Annotated in this window: 12 protein-coding genes; 11 read left to right on the forward strand and 1 reads right to left on the reverse strand. The window is 60.9% G+C overall.

The features are described 5' to 3' along the window. Nucleotides 1–59: 59 nt before the first annotated feature. Complete coding sequence (locus tag AC5E6W_RS21095; RefSeq protein ID WP_491754316.1) at nucleotides 60–1,751, reverse strand: M20/M25/M40 family metallo-hydrolase; 1,692 nt, start codon at nucleotides 1,749–1,751, stop codon at nucleotides 60–62. Nucleotides 1,752–2,096: 345 nt separating this feature from the next. Here AC5E6W_RS21095 and AC5E6W_RS21100 point away from each other — a divergent pair, with 345 nt between their 5' ends. The 11 genes from AC5E6W_RS21100 (at nucleotide 2,097) to gpmI (ending at nucleotide 15,642) form a co-directional block, all read left to right on the forward strand. Next, nucleotides 2,097–2,930, forward strand: coding sequence for a DUF8832 domain-containing protein (locus AC5E6W_RS21100; protein WP_491754317.1), 834 nt, complete (start codon nucleotides 2,097–2,099; stop codon nucleotides 2,928–2,930). 150 nt (nucleotides 2,931–3,080) lie between these two features. Continuing rightward, complete coding sequence (locus AC5E6W_RS21105; RefSeq protein WP_491754318.1) at nucleotides 3,081–3,440, forward strand: copper resistance protein CopC; 360 nt, start codon at nucleotides 3,081–3,083, stop codon at nucleotides 3,438–3,440. Nucleotides 3,441–3,452: 12 nt separating this feature from the next. Further along, entirely contained in the window at nucleotides 3,453–4,355 is a 903-nt protein-coding gene (locus AC5E6W_RS21110) for a copper resistance D family protein (RefSeq protein ID WP_491754319.1), read from the forward strand. A 196-nt stretch (nucleotides 4,356–4,551) separates the two neighbouring features. Next, entirely contained in the window at nucleotides 4,552–4,788 is a 237-nt protein-coding gene (locus AC5E6W_RS21115; RefSeq protein WP_491754320.1) for a hypothetical protein, read from the forward strand. Nucleotides 4,789–4,856: 68 nt separating this feature from the next. Next, nucleotides 4,857–6,113, forward strand: a complete 1,257-nt coding sequence (locus AC5E6W_RS21120) for a Zn-dependent hydrolase (protein WP_491754321.1) — start codon at nucleotides 4,857–4,859, stop codon at nucleotides 6,111–6,113. Between the two features lie 216 nt (nucleotides 6,114–6,329). After that, the gene (locus tag AC5E6W_RS21125; protein ID WP_491754322.1) at nucleotides 6,330–7,703 is read left to right on the forward strand and encodes an NAD(P)-dependent oxidoreductase; all 1,374 of its coding nucleotides are present in this window, start codon (nucleotides 6,330–6,332) and stop codon (nucleotides 7,701–7,703) included. Then, entirely contained in the window at nucleotides 7,690–9,102 is a 1,413-nt protein-coding gene (preA, locus tag AC5E6W_RS21130) for an NAD-dependent dihydropyrimidine dehydrogenase subunit PreA (protein WP_491754323.1), read from the forward strand. The genes AC5E6W_RS21125 and preA overlap by 14 nt, the downstream gene beginning before the upstream one ends. A 433-nt stretch (nucleotides 9,103–9,535) precedes the next feature. Beyond that, on the forward strand, nucleotides 9,536–10,948 hold the full coding sequence (hydA, locus tag AC5E6W_RS21135) for a dihydropyrimidinase (protein WP_491754324.1): 1,413 nt from the start codon (nucleotides 9,536–9,538) through the stop codon (nucleotides 10,946–10,948). Then, on the forward strand, nucleotides 10,948–12,477 hold the full coding sequence (locus tag AC5E6W_RS21140; RefSeq protein ID WP_491754325.1) for an NCS1 family nucleobase:cation symporter-1: 1,530 nt from the start codon (nucleotides 10,948–10,950) through the stop codon (nucleotides 12,475–12,477). The genes hydA and AC5E6W_RS21140 overlap by 1 nt, the downstream gene beginning before the upstream one ends. Nucleotides 12,478–12,493: 16 nt before the next feature. Then, nucleotides 12,494–13,864, forward strand: a complete 1,371-nt coding sequence (locus tag AC5E6W_RS21145) for an aminotransferase family protein (protein ID WP_491754326.1) — start codon at nucleotides 12,494–12,496, stop codon at nucleotides 13,862–13,864. A gap of 161 nt (nucleotides 13,865–14,025) precedes the next feature. Further along, nucleotides 14,026–15,642: a 2,3-bisphosphoglycerate-independent phosphoglycerate mutase gene (gene gpmI, locus AC5E6W_RS21150; RefSeq protein WP_491754327.1), complete on the forward strand. Its 1,617-nt coding sequence runs from the start codon at nucleotides 14,026–14,028 to the stop codon at nucleotides 15,640–15,642. Nucleotides 15,643–15,721 lie beyond the last annotated feature (79 nt).

Genomic DNA, 15,721 nt, shown 5'->3' on the forward strand with positions numbered 1-15,721 from the left:
CAATGACTCTTCAGACGAAGCAGCCGCGCTGTGTGGACTCACAGCGCGGCTGCTTTGGGTTACTTCACGTGGGTCTTCGGTTTGGGTGCGGTGGTGGTGGTCTGCGAGTACTCCCAGATGGCAGCGGCGACGAGCTTCTCCGCGCCGGCCATGCCGTTATCCCAGCGTGAACCTTCGACGGCGAAGTACTCGTTGGCTGCGTGAGCGCGACCTCCCTGGCCACCGCGAGCACCCATGCCCATGGGGATGGACACTGAGCCGACCTTCTGGCCCACTTCGCCATCGGAGAAGAGGTAGCTCGGCCAGTAGCCGCCGGTGGGTTCCGCCTGTGCGACGCCCAGAGGAGCTAGTTCGCCGCCCAGCTTTTGGTAGTACTCGGACGAGTTGTCGGCCGCCATGAAGGGGTTGTCTCCGCTGGCCTTGAGGCCGAGCAGTTCGCCTGCCTTGCGATGGGCGACGGAGATGTCCGCATTCGGCGAAGAGCCGCGCGACCAGGGCACGTCGCCGATGAGCTTGATATCGACGTCCTTGTAGCCGTTCTTATCGAGCTGTGCACGGAGCTTGCGGATGAGGTCCGGACCGTCCATCTTGGGGACGTAGCGGAAGTTGTGCTTGGACGTGATCTTGTTGGGGAGGATCGCGCCTGCGCCGCCGGCGTACATGTTGCCGCCCCAGATGCCGTCGAGGTTGAAGCTGGTGCCGAAGCGGCCGTCCTTGAGGACCTCGACAGGATCGTCGGACATATAGCGAGCGACGCCCTGGTTCTTGGCCATCTTGACGAGGTCGGTCTTGGCGCCGCGGTCCTTGAGCTGCTGCATCTGCTCGGGTGTGGGGTACTCGCGGTTGTCGTTGAAGCCGTCGATGAGCGGCGTGTTGCCGTCGGGTGAGGTCAGCGAAGCGAGCATGTGGATGTGACGCCAGGCCGGGCTGTCGGTGGTGCGCTTCATCACGCCGTGCACGTCGGAGACGGTGGGGCCGCGTCCCCACTTGAGGCCGCTCGTGGTGAGTTCGACGTAGACGCAGCCTTCAGACGGGCCACCGGCGTAGAGCGCATCGGCTTCCGAGAGGAGGTCGGAGTGATCCTTGATGAACTTGCGCAAACCAATGTCCATGCGCTCTTCGTCACCTTCGGCGACAAAGATGAGGTTGACGGGAAGCTTGCCGTTGACGGCCTTGTAGGCCATCAGCGCGTTGAGCTGGGCCATCTCCGGTCCCTTGGAGTTGACTGCGCCACGGCCCACGAGCACGCGTGGGATGTCCGGTACGCCAGCCTGGGCTCCGGGGATGATGTTGCCTTCGAAGGGCGGCTGAACCCAGGCGTCGGGCTGCGTGACGGGCATGGTGTCGTACTGCCAGTAGATGGCGACGGTCTTGGGCGCGCCTTCATCGCACTTGGCGTAGACGACCGGGTTGCCGGGCGAGCCGTACTCGGTGATGCCGACGTCGTAGACGCGGGTGGTCTGGCAACCGAGCTTATCGAAGAAGCCCTTGACCATCTCGGCGGACTCGGGGATGCCTTCGCCGCTGTTGGAGATGCTGGGCTGCTGAATCCATTTCTGGAGGTTTTCGACGTGGTCGTCGATGTGGGCGTCGATGTAGTCGAACACCTTCTTCAGCTCGGGCGGAGCGGAGCTCTCGACCGGGGCGACACCGTTGGTGCCGTTCGGATTGATGTGGAGCGCGGGCTTGGCCTTCGCCTGCCTGGTGTTGGCTGCCTTGTCACCGCTCTTGCAACCGAGCGGGAGAAGCATCGCCCCTGTCAGAAAACATGCTGCCCAACGTGCTTGCATCGTAACCTTCCGTTGCTTGATGTTGTGGCAAGACGCGACGCCCCCGAGGCGGGGATCCTGCGGTGAAGATATGGCTCCGCCTGGCGCTCGGGTCGGTGCGATTGTGCAGCACATGAGGGCGTCAGGACCGCGCGGGAGGTCGAGGGCGTTGTCTTACGGTGTGAGAAAACGTATATCACCCTGGGTGCCCTCCTTGCCGGTGTATCAATTCTGTTTATGGGTAGGATCAGGAATGTCTATTAGAGCTTCCCCGGAGCTCGCTGGCTCACTATGCTGGTGGTGAAACCCATCATCACTTGGAGAGCTATGCGTCTGGCTGGACTCGTTGTGCCGCTGTTGCTTGCCGTCCCCTCGATTCACGCCCAGGGCTCCGTTCTGAATGGCGTCTTCGCGCTGCAGGGGCAGAAGCCTCTGACGGATGCTCACCTGCGGGCGACGCCGGTCGCGGGGCAGCCGCTGGCGCGGAAGCTGGACTTCTGGATGACTGATCCTGGCAAGCCGGAGGCGATCCGGAGCTACCAGGTGGAGATGACCAAGAAACTGCACGTGGTCATGGTCAGCTCGGACTTCAAGACGTTCCTGCATGAGCATCCGACGCTGGGCCCGGATGGGCATCTGCGGATGACGGAGGCGTTTCCGCATCCGGGGACATACTACGTCTATGCTGACGGTCTGCCGAAGGATCTGAACCACCAGGTCTTTCGCTTCGACCTCGAGGTGGGTGCTCCGGGATCGACGCAGCGGGTGCTGCCGAAGACGGGTATGGGTGTGCAGGTGGGGCCGTACGAGGTGGACTTGAGCTCGGTGCGGCTGCGGTCCGGCATGATGAGCATGATCGATGTGTCGATTCTGAAGGATGGAAAGCCGGCGACGGACCTGCATCCGTACCTCGGCGTGCCGGCGCACGCGGTGTTTCTCAATGCCGGGGATCTCTCTTACGTGCATGTGCACCCTATGGCGATGGACCAGATGATGATGGACATGAGCAAGGACCCTCCTCCGCTGCCGGAGAATGGGCCTTCGCCCTCGGACATGATGCTGCACATTGCGTTGCGTGAGCCAGGGACGTACAAGCTGTGGCTGCAATTCCATGGCGGAACGCAGCTGTATGTCGCCGAGTTCACCATTACCGCGATTTGATTTTGAGTTAGAGAAGGTCTGACCAAGTTCCGAGCATTCCCTCAGCGGCTAAAGCCGCGCTGCCATCGCGACGCCTTACGGCGGGACTGAAGTCCCGCTCTGACAAAACGGGGACTTGTTCAGTTCCGAATGTTTCTTCGAGGAAATTCCATGCGACTGAAAGCCGTTCGTCTTGCCGCTGCCTTCACTCTTGCGTTGTCGGCCACGGTAGCTCTTGCGCACTCCAAGCCGAAGGTGATGCTGCCTGCGCCGGACTCGACGGGGCCTGCACCGGCGGAGCTCTCGGTGATCTTTACTGAGCCGTTGATGGGGAAGTTCAGCAAGTTGGAACTGACGGACGAGAAGGGCAAAGTGCTCAGCAAGGAGTCTTCGGTGCAGGATCCCAAGGACAGCAAGCATCTGACGCTGAAGCTGCCGAAGCTCGCGCCGGGAACGTACTACGTGCATTGGGTCTCGGCGGCTCCGGACGGCCATCGCATGGATGGCGACTACTCCTTCAACGTGAAGTAAGCTGTCCGCAAGGTGGACAAGCTTCCTTTGCTGCGCACGATCTCCGCTGCTGCTGCCGACATTGCGATGGCGGTGGGGGTTGGCTGCGCCGTCGCCGGAACGTGGATGCGACGCTGGACTGCTGAAGAAGCGGCTGCACTGCGAGAGCGTTTGAGTGCGCTTAACTTTGCTGCAGCTTGCGGGCTTCTCGCGGGAGCGGTCGGGCTGTTGCTGGCTCTGGTTGCGGGCTTCAGCGGGGCTGCGAGCTTCGCGGAACTTCGCGCGGCGTTGCCTGATGTTCTTGCGACGATGCCGGGCAGGGATGCTGAGGGGCTCGTGGTTGTCGCGTTTGCGCTGGTCTTCGTCGGCATCGCGAGGTATAGCTTGCGGAGGCTCGCGGGTTCGGCTGCGATGCAGGTGCTCTGTGTGCTGCTGTGGCTTGCGGCGATTGCTGTTCGGGCCGACTCGGGACATGCTGCGGAGAATGGTCCGTGGACCGCAGCCGTCGCGTGGCAGCTGGTCCATCTGCTGGCGATCAGCGTGTGGAGTGGATGCGTGCTGGTGGTGGCGTGGCTGCTGCGGTCGATCGCAGAACCACAGCGGACCCGGGCGTTCCTTGCTTCGCTCTCGCGAGCTGCAACGGTCGCACTGGGGGGTGTGCTGCTTTCGGGAGCGGTGAAGGCCTATCTCTCTCTCGCCCCGGCCGCGCACCTGCTTCCGCTGGAGCCGTGGACTTGCATCCTGACCGCCAAACTGGCTGCCGTAGGCATCGCTCTGGCGTGCGCGCTGAAGAACCGCAGCCTGCTCAGGGTCCGGATATGGGGCGAGGGCGAGCGGCATTCTTGCAGGATCAATCTCGGGATAGAGAGTGTTGCGATGCTGGTGATTCTTTTGCTCTCGGCCATGCTGGGTGGGACGGCGCCTCCAGGCGAGTAACCCGTGCGAAGAATTCCCTCGTCTTCTCGTCTCATCGAGGCCCGCTACTTGGCTGAGCCACAGCGCTTTCCGTGGTTCACGCAAACTATCTTTCGGCTGAGGCGTATCGCCGGGCCACGACATGTGAGAGTCTGACATCCATCTTCACTGGCGTCGGGTTTCAGGTCCTCAAACCGATGCGAAAGGGGTAGATCAGATGAACGACCGTACCCGGAATGAAGCGAAGCGAATCCAGATCTTGCGCCGTACGGAGGACCCCGGTCCGGCGCGCCCGATTACGTACCTGTTTGTCGCGGTGCTCTCGGCGCTCTTCCTTGCCGTAGGCATGGGGATGGTGCGGCATCACTTCCTCACCTGCGAGGGCACCAACTATTACAGCGAGTATGTCTCGACGCCGTGGCACTTCGAGGCGTCGATCTCTCCGCTGCGCTAAGAACACATTCGAAGACGAGAAGCGGACCTCCTTGCAGCCCGGGCTCCGGGTCTGCAAGGATGGTGCGCATGATCGATTCGCAGAGCGCACTGCAACGTCTCGATGAACTGAGAGCCCTCACCGCCGATGAGATGGGGGCTCAGCGCGTCGCGTGGACGCCGATTTGGCTGAAGGCCCGCGAGTGGTTTCAGGGCAAACTGGATGCGTTGCGTGCGACCGTCGCGCCGGCGCTCGAAGATCATTACGACGCGGCGGGGAATCACTGGATCACGCTGCCTGGAGATTCGCCCAAGGCTCTCGTCCTCGGCTCGCATCTCGACTCCGTTCCGAATGGCGGCTGGCTGGATGGCTGCCTTGGAGTGATCGCGGGCTTTGAGGTGCTGGCTGCGATTGCTAAGGAGTACAGGGGGCGGCCTCCGGTTACGATCAAGCTGGTGGATTGGGCCGATGAAGAGGGCGCGCGCTTCGGCCGCAGCCTGTTTGGCTCCTCTGCGTTTGCAGGGACGCACAACATTGCGGCAGATCGCGTTCGCATCGACCGTGAGGGCATTACGCTGGAGACCGCGCTGAAGGCTTGCGGGATCGAGATCGATCGAGTCGCCGAGGCGGCGGTGGAGCAGAAGGATCTCGCGGCGTACCTCGAGTTGCACATTGAACAGGGGCCGATCCTGGAGCGGCTGGGCAAGCCGCTGGGTGTGGTGCAGGGAACCAAGGGCGTGAAGCGTTGGGCGATCACGTTTCATGGGCAGGAGGCGCACTCGGGCTCGACGCCGATGGAGGTGCGCCGCGACGCGCTGGCTGCGGCAGCGAAGCTCGCGCTGGAGATCCGGCCGATCGCGCGCAAACATCCACAGAGCGTCGCGACGATGGGCAGCGTGAAGACGTTTCCGGGCATCGTGACGGCGGTGGTGGGGCGTTGCGAGTGCACGCTGGACATGCGCGACCTCGACGCGATGGTGCTTGCGGCTATGTTGAGCGAGGCGCGCGAGGCCAGCGAGCGGTTTGCCGTGGAAGAGGGCTGCACGGTGGAGTGGGCGAAGATCTGGTCGATTGAGCCGATTCCGTTTCATCCTCACCTGATCGCGCTCTGTGATGAAGCGATCCACGAGGTTGCGGGCACGAGCGAACAGCTGCCTTCGGGGCCGTTGCATGATGCTGCGGAGGTCGCGCGCATTGGCATCCCTACGGTGATGATGTTTGTGCAGTCGCTCAATGGCCTGAGCCACAATCGCGCGGAGGACACGAAGCGTGAGCACCTCGAGCAGGCGATCGAGGCGTTCCATAGATTGGCGGAGAAGACGATGGAATGGATTGGTGCGAGTTGAACGCTCGGTGCTCCGTATTTTGCGCAGGCTGATTTTCCCCATTCGTTGGCAAAATGTTGCATAATCAGTCTTCCGCAAACGGAAGCGGAGTTTCACGGCAACGCGGCGCGCAGGGCGCATGCGGGGCCTTCTGTTTTTGAACGATCTTGTTTGGTTAGGAACGTTATAGCGTAGTGCGAACGTTGGCGGGCTGCCGCCAGGAGACGTAAGAGCACCATGAGTGGAACGATCAACACCCACGGGCACTTTCAGGCGCAGTCGCCGGGATCGGCTGACATTGCCGCGCGCTTTCCGGACCTGCACCCTCCCTTCGATCCCAACGCGGCGGTGGTGGAAGCCAATCGATGTTTGTACTGCTTCGATGCTCCTTGTGCGCAGGCTTGCCCGACGCACATCGATGTGCCGAAGTTCATCAAGAAGATTGCGAGCGACAATCTCGAAGGATCGGCGCGCACGATTCTGGAGGCCAACATCCTGGGCGCGAGTTGTTCACGTGCTTGCCCTGTGGACGTGCTGTGCGAAGGCGCCTGCGTGCTGCATCGCTATAACAAGCAGCCCATCGAGATTGCGCGGCTGCAGCGGTTTGCGATGGATACGTTATACGCGAGCGGAACGCCGCATCCTTTCACGCCAGGGCCGGACACAGGTAAGAGCGTGGCGCTCATAGGCGGAGGGCCTGCGTCGCTGGCGTGTGCGGCGGAGTTGCGCAGGCACGGGATACGCGCGCTGATCTATGACGCGCGTGCGCTGCCGGGTGGATTGAACACGTACGGCATTGCGGAGTACAAGCTGCCGCTGGCGGAGAGCCTGCGCGAGATCGATATGCTGGCGCAGCTCGGGGTGGAGTTCCACTTCAACACGTGGGTCGATGCGGAGAGGCTGGCGAAGCTGGAGGCCGAACACGATGCGGTGTTTCTCGGCATGGGACTTGGGGCGATTCACAAGCTCGGCATTGCGGGCGAGGAGAAGAGTGGTGTGACCAGCGCTCTGGAGTTCATTGCTGGCTACAAGAGTGGAACGATTGCCAGCGTGCCGGAGAAGGTCGCTGTGATCGGCGCGGGCAACACGGCGATCGATGCAGCCAATGCTGCGGTGCGGCTTGGCGCGGCCGAGGTTCACATGATCTATCGGCGCGGGCCGGAGCAGATGTCGGCGTTCGCTTTCGAGTATGAGCATGCAAAGCAGGAGGGAGTGCGGTTCCTCTGGCATGTGGTGCCAAAGGGGCTCCGCGGGCAGGACCGCATCGAGGCGATGGAGTTGATGCGGCTGGAGGCCAGCGAGGATGGTTCCTTGGTGCCGAAGCTGGATGAGGACTTCCTGCTCGACGTCGATCTGATTATCCTCGCGATTGGTCAGTCCACGCATACGGAGTTCCTGAAGGGCGGCAGCGTGAAGCTGGAGCGTGGGCGCGTGGTGATCGATCGCGCGACGGGACAGACGACGAACCCGAAGTACTTTGCGGGTGGTGACTGCACGAACGGTGGTCGCGAGGTGGTGGACGCTGTGGCCGATGGCAAGCGTGCTGGTTCCGGCATCGCGGCGTGGCTCGCAGGACAGACTGCAAAGGAGGGCATCGATGCCAACGCTTGAGACGACGTTCGCGGGCATCAAGTGCCTGAACCCTTTCTGGCTTGCAAGCGCGCCGCCAACCAACTGCGGCGAGCAGATCATGCGCGCGTTCGATGCGGGCTGGGGAGGCGCGGTGTGGAAGACGATCGGCGCGCCGGTCCGCAATGTTAGCTCGCGCTACTCGTCGATCGATTGGATGGGCCAGAAGATGATGGGTTTTAACAACATCGAGCTCATCAGCGATCGCCCGACGGAGTTGAACCTGCGCGAGATTGCGGAGGTGAAGCGGCGCTATCCGAAGCATGTCGTGATTGCGTCGCTGATGGTGGAGTCGAACCGCGAGGCGTGGCATGACATCGTGAAGCGCGCTGAAGACGCGGGTGCTGACGGGCTCGAGCTGAACTTCGGATGCCCGCATGGCATGAGCGAGCGCGGTATGGGCTCTGCTGTAGGCCAGGTGCCGGAGTACTGCGCGCAGATTACCGGGTGGGCCAAAGAGGCCGCTCGTACGCCGGTGATTGTGAAGCTCACGCCGAACATCTCGGATATCCGCATGCCGGCGCGCGCGGCGAAGAGAGGCGGTGCGGATGCGCTCAGCGCGATCAACACGATCAACTCCATTACGGGCATCGATCTGGACACATTGGAGCCGCGGCCGAAGGTGGATGGTAAGAGCTCGCATGGCGGTTATTGTGGGCCGGCGGTGAAGCCCATCGCGCTGAACATGGTGCAGCAGGTGATGAGCGATCCTGAGGTGGGCCTGCCGATCTCGGGCATTGGGGGAATTGGCACGTGGCAGGATGCAGTCGAGTTCATGCTGCTGGGCGCGGGCAATGTGCAGGTGTGCACGGCGGCGATGCATTACGGCTATCGCATCGTCGAGGACATGGGCGATGGGCTGCTCTCGTGGATGAAGCGCAAGGGCTATGAGACGATCGACGACTTTCGAGGCCTAAGCCTGCCGCGAGTCACGGAGTGGAAGCATCTCAACCTGAACTATCAGGTGGTGGCGCGCATCCGTGAGGACAAGTGCATCGGCTGCCAGCTCTGCTATACGGCATGCTGGGATGGAGCGCATCAGTGCATCCATCTCGATCGCGCGGAGGCGGAGTATGACACGAAGCTGACGCCGCAGCAGATTGTTGCTAGCGCTCCGAAGCGGATCACGACGACGCCGATCCCGAAGCTGGATCTTGGCGGGCTGGGCGAGATGGGGCCGTTTGCCACTCCGCTGGCGCGGATCCCTCGCGTGGACGAGCATCATTGCGTGGGTTGCAATTTGTGCTCGCTGGTATGCCCGGTGCCGGGATGCATCACGATGGAGCAGGTACCGAACGATCTTCCCCGCGAGACGTGGGAAGGGAAGATGGCAGCAGGTTATGTGCCTGAGGGGATTACGGGGCCGAAGGATTTGTTTTGAGCGAATTCGCTGGGTGAGAAGATTTCGTCAAAAGGAGCCGGCAATGGCGCGTTGGACGAGCATGACAGTGGCGGAGTGGAAGCAGCGCTTTCATGAGGGACAGGCGAGGGGCCGTATCAGCTGGCTTGCCGTCGCGGTTCAATACTCGCAGGTCTTTCTTGGCTTTGAGGCGGTCCGCGTCATCCTCGCTGCTCAGGAGCGAACGCTCGATCGCACTCTTTCCACGTCTTCGATATGTGTTTGCATTGGGGACCTTACGCTCGCGTTGGCAATGATCGTAGTGCTTCTGCGGCGTTCGAACACAGAGATCGAAAAGGTCTACCGGCCGATTGTCTGGGGTTGTGGTGCCTCAGCGCTCGTCTTGATTCTATGCATCCCAAAACTCTTCTGAAATGAAACACAGTCTGATGGTTGAGTAAAGGTTTAGAACTCGATGGGAATCCTGATCAAGAACGGAACGGTCGTCAGCACAGATGGTTCGTCGAAGCTGGATGTGTTGATCGAAGGTGAGACGATTGCCGCGGTTGGCGAGGGTTTGAGTGAGGCCGGGCATGAGATTGTCGATGCTACGGGTCTGCTGGTGATGCCTGGGGGTATCGATGTGCATACGCATCTCGACATGCCGTTTGGCGGGACGACATCGGCGGATGATTACACGACGGGGACACAGGCGGCGGCGATTGGTGGGACCACCACGGTTATCGACTTCGCGCTGCAGAACCAAGCGGGCACGTTGAAAGATGCGCTGGCGATCTGGCTGAAGAAGTCAGATGGTAAGGCCTGTGTGGACTTCTCGCTGCATATGGCTGTGACCAATCTGCATGGCAAGGATGGCGAAGAGACGCTGGCGGAGATGGAAGAGATGGTGACGTTCGGGATCACCAGCTTCAAGCTCTTCATGGCCTACCCGAACGTGCTGATGATTAACGACGAGCTGATGTTCCGCGTGATGCAGAAGGCGGCGGCGCTGAACGCTTTGTGCATGATCCATGCGGAGAATGGCAGCGCGATCGATGTCGTGGTGTCGCAGATGATTGCGGAGGGGAAGACAGAGCCGCATTATCATGCGCTCTCGCGGAGCCCGAAAGCAGAGGCTGAAGCGACGCATCGGTCGATTGCTCTTGCCGACATGGCGGGCGCCGCGGTGTATATCGTGCATCTGTCGAATGAAGATGCGCTGGCGGCGTTCGAGTTCATGAAGGGCAGAGGAGCGAAGGCGCTGGCGGAAACTTGCACCCAATATCTTGTGCTTTCCATCGAGGACCAGATGCCGGGCAAGAGTTGGGATGAAGCGAAGTTCGTGTTCACGCCGCCGCTGCGCGAGAAGTGGAACCAGCAGCCGCTGTGGGATGCGGTGGCGGATGGCACACTCGCTGTGGTCTCCACTGATCATTGCCCGTTCACGATGGAGCAGAAGGCGTTGGGCAAGGGAGATTTTCGCAAGATCCCCAATGGTGGTCCGGGCATCGAAAATCGCCTGCAGATCCTGTGGCACTTTGGCGTGAATAGCGGCAAGCTGACGTCGGAGCGCTTCGTGGCCGCGGTTGCCGCGGAGCCGGCGCGGATCTTCGGCATGGAGAAGCAGAAGGGTGCGATCAAGCGGGGGCTCGATGCGGACATTCTGTTGTGGGACCCGAACGTGGAGTACACGATTAGTGCGAAGACCCAGCGTATGGCCACGGATTACTCGATGTTTGAAGGATGGACGGTGAAGGGCAACGTGGCGAAGGTATTCTCGCGTGGAGAGCTCGTGGTTGATAACACCACGCAGCCGGGCGTGTTCCTTGGCAAGACGGGGCGCGGTCGATTTGTGAAGCGCGAAGCTAATGCCGGAGGATTTGCTTGATGCCACCGACTGTGCGACTGGAGAATGCCGCACTCAGCTCTGATCCTGGAGCGCCGCACCGCAATGAAGGAGCAGGCTTCGCTCCGGACCCGCGACTATATAACGAGGATCTTGCGCCGACGGAGAAGGCACATAGAACGTGGACGACATATAACTACATCGCGTTGTGGTTTTCGATGTCGATGGAAGTTACGACGTACATGCTAGCGTCGAGTCTTATTGCTGGCGGCATGAACTGGAAGCAGGCGGTGTTCACGATCCTGCTGGGCAACGTGATCGTGCTGATGCCCATGCTGCTGAATGCGCATGCGGGCGCGAAGTATGGGATTCCGTTTCCGGTGTTTGTGCGCGCGAGCTTTGGGCCGCTGGGAGCGAATGTGCCGGCCTTGTTGCGGGCGATTGTGGCTTGCGGATGGTTCGGGATTCAGTCATGGATCGGCGGCACGGCGATCGCGCAGATGGTGAACGTGCTGGCTCCGTCGACGGTGGGGCAGCCGTGGGTGGTGTGGCTCTGCTTCCTGGCGTTCTGGCTGTTGAACATGCTGGTGGTGTGGCGTGGCGTCGAGTCGATTCGCTTCCTGCAGAGCTATTCGGTGCCATTTATGTTCGTGCTCTCGGCGCTGTTGTTGTTCTTCATGCTGCGCAAGGCTGGCGGCTTTGGTCCGATGCTGGCGGCACCGGATCATTTTGCGACGCGGGGAGCGTTCTGGAAGTTCTTCTTCCCTTCGCTGACGGCGATGGTCGGCTACTGGGCGACGCTGAGCCTGAATATTCCTGACTTCACGCGGTATGCGAAGAACCAGGAGTCGCAGATTGTTGGCCAGGCGTTTGGTCTGCCGGTCGCGATGGTGACGTACTCGTTTCTTGGCATTGCCGTCACGTCGGCTTCAACGGTCGTGTTCGGGCGCCCGATCTGGAGCCCGGTAGAACTGCTGGGCATGTTTCATCAACCGCTGCTGGCCTTCCTGGGTCTGATTGCTCTGCTGGTGGCGACGCTCAATGTCAACATAGGCGCCAACGTAGTGGGACCTTCAAACGACTTTTCGAACCTTGCACCGAAGTACATCAGCTTTCGCATGGGTGGGCTCATCACAGGGTTTCTCGGGCTGCTGATGTGTCCCTGGTATTGGCTGTCGACGTTTGGCAACTATATCTTCGGATGGCTGGTGGGATACTCCGGTCTGCTTGGACCGGTGGCGGGGATTATGGTCGCTGATTACTTTGTGATACGGCGGACGAAGCTGGATACCTACTCGCTGTATCGGCGCGGCGGGGTCTATGAATATAGTCAAGGGATCAACCCGCGCGCGATGATTGCGCTGGTGGTTGGTGTGGTGACGATCTTCGGCGGCTTGCTATTGAAGCATGCCGGGTTCGATCCAACGATTGCGAATCACCGATTGCTTCCGACGCTGCTCGCGTTCTATGACTACGCCTGGTTCGTCGGGTTTTTTCTTTCTGGAGCGATCTATCTCCTGTTGATGTGGGGCCGCCGCGAGACCTTTGGCGCGGCTCCAATAACTGAATAACGAAAGGCATGTTTTTATGAGTCCCACGGACACCCTCCCCCAGCCTGAGACCAAGCTAACGTCTGCCGAGGTTGTGCAGATCACGAAGGATACGAACTACGGTACCTGGCGGTACCAAAAGGGCTGGACGCCGCTGCACATCGTCGATGCGGAAGGTTGTTATATCACCGATGGGAGCGGCAAGAAGTATCTCGATTTCTCCTCGCAGCTGATGTGCATGAACCTGGGGCATAAGAATCCTGCGGTGATTGCATCGATTGCGAAGCAGGCGGAGGAGCTGGCGTATGCGATGCCCGGGTATGCGACGACGGCGCGTGCGGAGCTTTCGAAGCTGCTGCTGGAGGTGCTGCCGAAGGGGCTGAATAAGTTCTTCTTCACGACCAGCGGAACGGATGCGAATGAGGCGGCTTTCAAGATTGCGCGCATGTATACGGGCAAGACGAAGATCATCGCGCGCTATCGCTCATATCATGGCTCGACGGCGGGATCCATCGCGGCGACGGGTGATCCTCGGCGGTGGGCGATGGAGCCGCGCGGCAAGGGACCGGGGATTATTTTTGGGCCCGAGGTGAACTGCTATAAGTGTCCCATCAAGCACACGTATCCCGGTTGTGGCATCGCCTGTGCGGATTATCTCGAGCATATGATTCGCAACGAGAGCGATGTGGCGGCGGTGCTGGTCGAGCCCATTGTTGGGACCAATGGTGTGCTTGTTCCTCCCGATGAGTACATGCCGAAGCTGCGCAAGATCTGCGATGACTATGGCGTGCTGATGATCGCCGATGAAGTGATGGCCGGTTGGGGGCGCACAGGTACTTGGTTCGCGATGGATCTGTGGGGAGTAACTCCGGACATCCTGACCACGGCCAAGGGGATTACGTCCGCGTATGTGCCGCTGGGTTTGTGCGCAACGAGTGAGAAGATTGGCGACTTCTTCCAGGATCATTACTTCTCGCATGGGCATACGTATGAGGCGCATCCGATGACGCTGGCGCCGGCTGTCGCGACGATCAAGGAGATGCAGCGGCTGAACCTGGTGGAGCGCTCACGGGAGCTTGCACCGTTCGTGCAGGAGAAGCTCGAGGCGCTGAAGGCGAAGCACAAGTCGGTAGGAGATGTGCGCGGCAAGGGGCTGTTCTGGGCGGTCGACCTGGTCAAGAACCGGGAGACGAAGGAGCCATTCAATACCTACGTGGACAAGGTGAGCGGCAAGCCGCTGGTGGTGGATCAGATTGCGGGCAAGATGGCGGCGGATGGCGTGATGATCCAGGCGTGGGTGAGCCATGTCGTCATTGCGCCGCCGCTGATCGTGACGAAGGAGGAGCTGGAGCAGGGGATCGACGCTCTTGACCGGCACCTGCATATTGCGGACGAGCTGTGTTCATAAACTGACGGCTAGGCTCGTAATCTCTGTGCGAATGATGGGCGCGGCGCATGGGCTGCGCCCATTCGCATTTAAGATGGAAGAAGTGACCTCCATCACGCGCGCCAGCCGGTGCGCAGACGCAAGCTTGAGACAGGCACGCGAGAGATAGGGAAGACAAACGCATGGTGAAGAACGGTCCGGTGATTTTGACCATCCTCGACGGATGGGGCTATCGCGCGGAGACGCGCGGCAACGCAATTGCGCTGGCGCGCAAGCCTACGTATGACAAGCTGCTGGCGGAGTATCCGAACACGCTGATCCGCGCCAGCGAGCACTTTGTCGGCCTGCCGGATGGGCAGATGGGCAACTCCGAGGTGGGACATCTCAACCTTGGCGCGGGTCGCATTGTGCGGATGGACATCACGCGCATCGATACGGCGATTGCGACGGGCGAGTTCTACGAGGATGCCACGCTGATGAAGGCGATCCACCGCGCGAGCGAGGACAGCCATGCGCTGCACTTGATCGGGCTGGTGAGCGACGGTGGTGTGCATTCGCACCAGCGACACCTGTACGCGCTGCTGAAGATGGCGGCGGCGCACAAGCTGGAGCGGGTGTATGTGCACGCGTTCATGGATGGGCGCGACACGATGCCGACGTCGGGGCTTGGGTATCTCGAGGAGCTGCAGCAGAAGTTCGCGGAGATTGGCGTAGGCAAGCTGGCGAGTGTGAGTGGGCGGTACTTCGCGATGGACCGCGACCTTCGCTGGGAGAAAGAGCTGAAGGCGTTTCGCGCGATGGTGACTGGCGATGCTGAAGGCGGGCGTTATGCGGATCCGCTGGCTCGCGTGCGGGAGAGCTATCACAACGGGATTACCGATGAGTTCATCGAGCCGTTTACGTGCATCGACGAGGCCGGACAGCCGGTGGGGTTGATCAAGGATAACGATGCGGTGGTGTGCTTCAACTATCGTGCGGACCGCGTGCGGCAGATCTCGCGCGTGCTCGCGCGGCGTTCGGGCATTACGCCGTCGGGCGGCATGGAGCTGCCAAAGGCGCAGGAATTGAACGACGAGATCCAGCTGCACACAGTGCCAGAGAACCTGGCGTACATCACGATGACGCAGTACGACCCCAAGTACAAGCTGCCCATGGTGATCCCGCCGGAGAGTATGGACAACCTGCTGGCCCACGTGATGGCGAAGCACGAGCTGCGCAATCTTAGGGTGGCGGAGACGGAGAAGTATGCACACGTGACGTACTTCTTCAACGGCGGCATCGAGAAGCCGTTTCCTGGAGAGGATCGCGAGCTGGTTCAGTCGAAGAAGGTCGCGACGTATGACCTTGCGCCGGAGATGTCGGCGGAGGGCATTGGCGACATCGTGGTGCGCAACATTACGGATACTGCTTTCGACATCATCATCGTGAACTTTGCGAACGCGGACATGGTGGGCCACTCGGGCAAGATCGAGCCGACGGTGAAGGCTGTGGAGGCGGTCGATGCGCAGCTGGCGCGGATCTACCAGGCAGTGAAGCAGCATAACGCCAACTGGATCATCACGGCGGATCACGGCAACGCCGAGCTGCTGATTGACCCTGTGACCGGTGGGCCGCACACGGCGCACACGACGAACCCCGTGCCCTTCATCCTTGTCACCGATCAGGGCAGGAAGGTAGGCGTGCGCGATGATGGTTCGCTGCGGGATATTTCGCCCACGATCCTGAGCCTGCTGGAGATGGAGTTGCCCAAAGAGATGACCGGGGGCGACATGCGCGTGGTGCCGAAGGCGGAAGACTAACTTTCATCGACACCGTAGCTGACGCGGCCACCTCTCTCGACGTAGAGTGGTGGCCGTGGTTTTTGCAGGGTGGAGCGAG

Source organism: Bryocella sp. (assembly GCF_058498515.1).

Bases quoted from the DNA above. Each gene is read 5' to 3' on its own strand.
- AC5E6W_RS21095 (WP_491754316.1), bottom strand. From the start codon at position 1,751: ATGCTTCTCCCGCTCGGTTGCAAGAGCGGTGACAAGGCAGCCAACACC.
- AC5E6W_RS21100 (WP_491754317.1), top strand. From the start codon at position 2,097: ATGCGTCTGGCTGGACTCGTTGTGCCGCTGTTGCTTGCCGTCCCCTCG.
- AC5E6W_RS21105 (WP_491754318.1), top strand. From the start codon at position 3,081: ATGCGACTGAAAGCCGTTCGTCTTGCCGCTGCCTTCACTCTTGCGTTG.
- AC5E6W_RS21115 (WP_491754320.1), top strand. From the start codon at position 4,552: ATGAACGACCGTACCCGGAATGAAGCGAAGCGAATCCAGATCTTGCGC.
- AC5E6W_RS21120 (WP_491754321.1), top strand. From the start codon at position 4,857: ATGATCGATTCGCAGAGCGCACTGCAACGTCTCGATGAACTGAGAGCC.
- AC5E6W_RS21125 (WP_491754322.1), top strand. From the start codon at position 6,330: ATGAGTGGAACGATCAACACCCACGGGCACTTTCAGGCGCAGTCGCCG.
- preA (WP_491754323.1), top strand. From the start codon at position 7,690: ATGCCAACGCTTGAGACGACGTTCGCGGGCATCAAGTGCCTGAACCCT.
- hydA (WP_491754324.1), top strand. From the start codon at position 9,536: ATGGGAATCCTGATCAAGAACGGAACGGTCGTCAGCACAGATGGTTCG.
- AC5E6W_RS21140 (WP_491754325.1), top strand. From the start codon at position 10,948: ATGCCACCGACTGTGCGACTGGAGAATGCCGCACTCAGCTCTGATCCT.
- AC5E6W_RS21145 (WP_491754326.1), top strand. From the start codon at position 12,494: ATGAGTCCCACGGACACCCTCCCCCAGCCTGAGACCAAGCTAACGTCT.
- gpmI (WP_491754327.1), top strand. From the start codon at position 14,026: ATGGTGAAGAACGGTCCGGTGATTTTGACCATCCTCGACGGATGGGGC.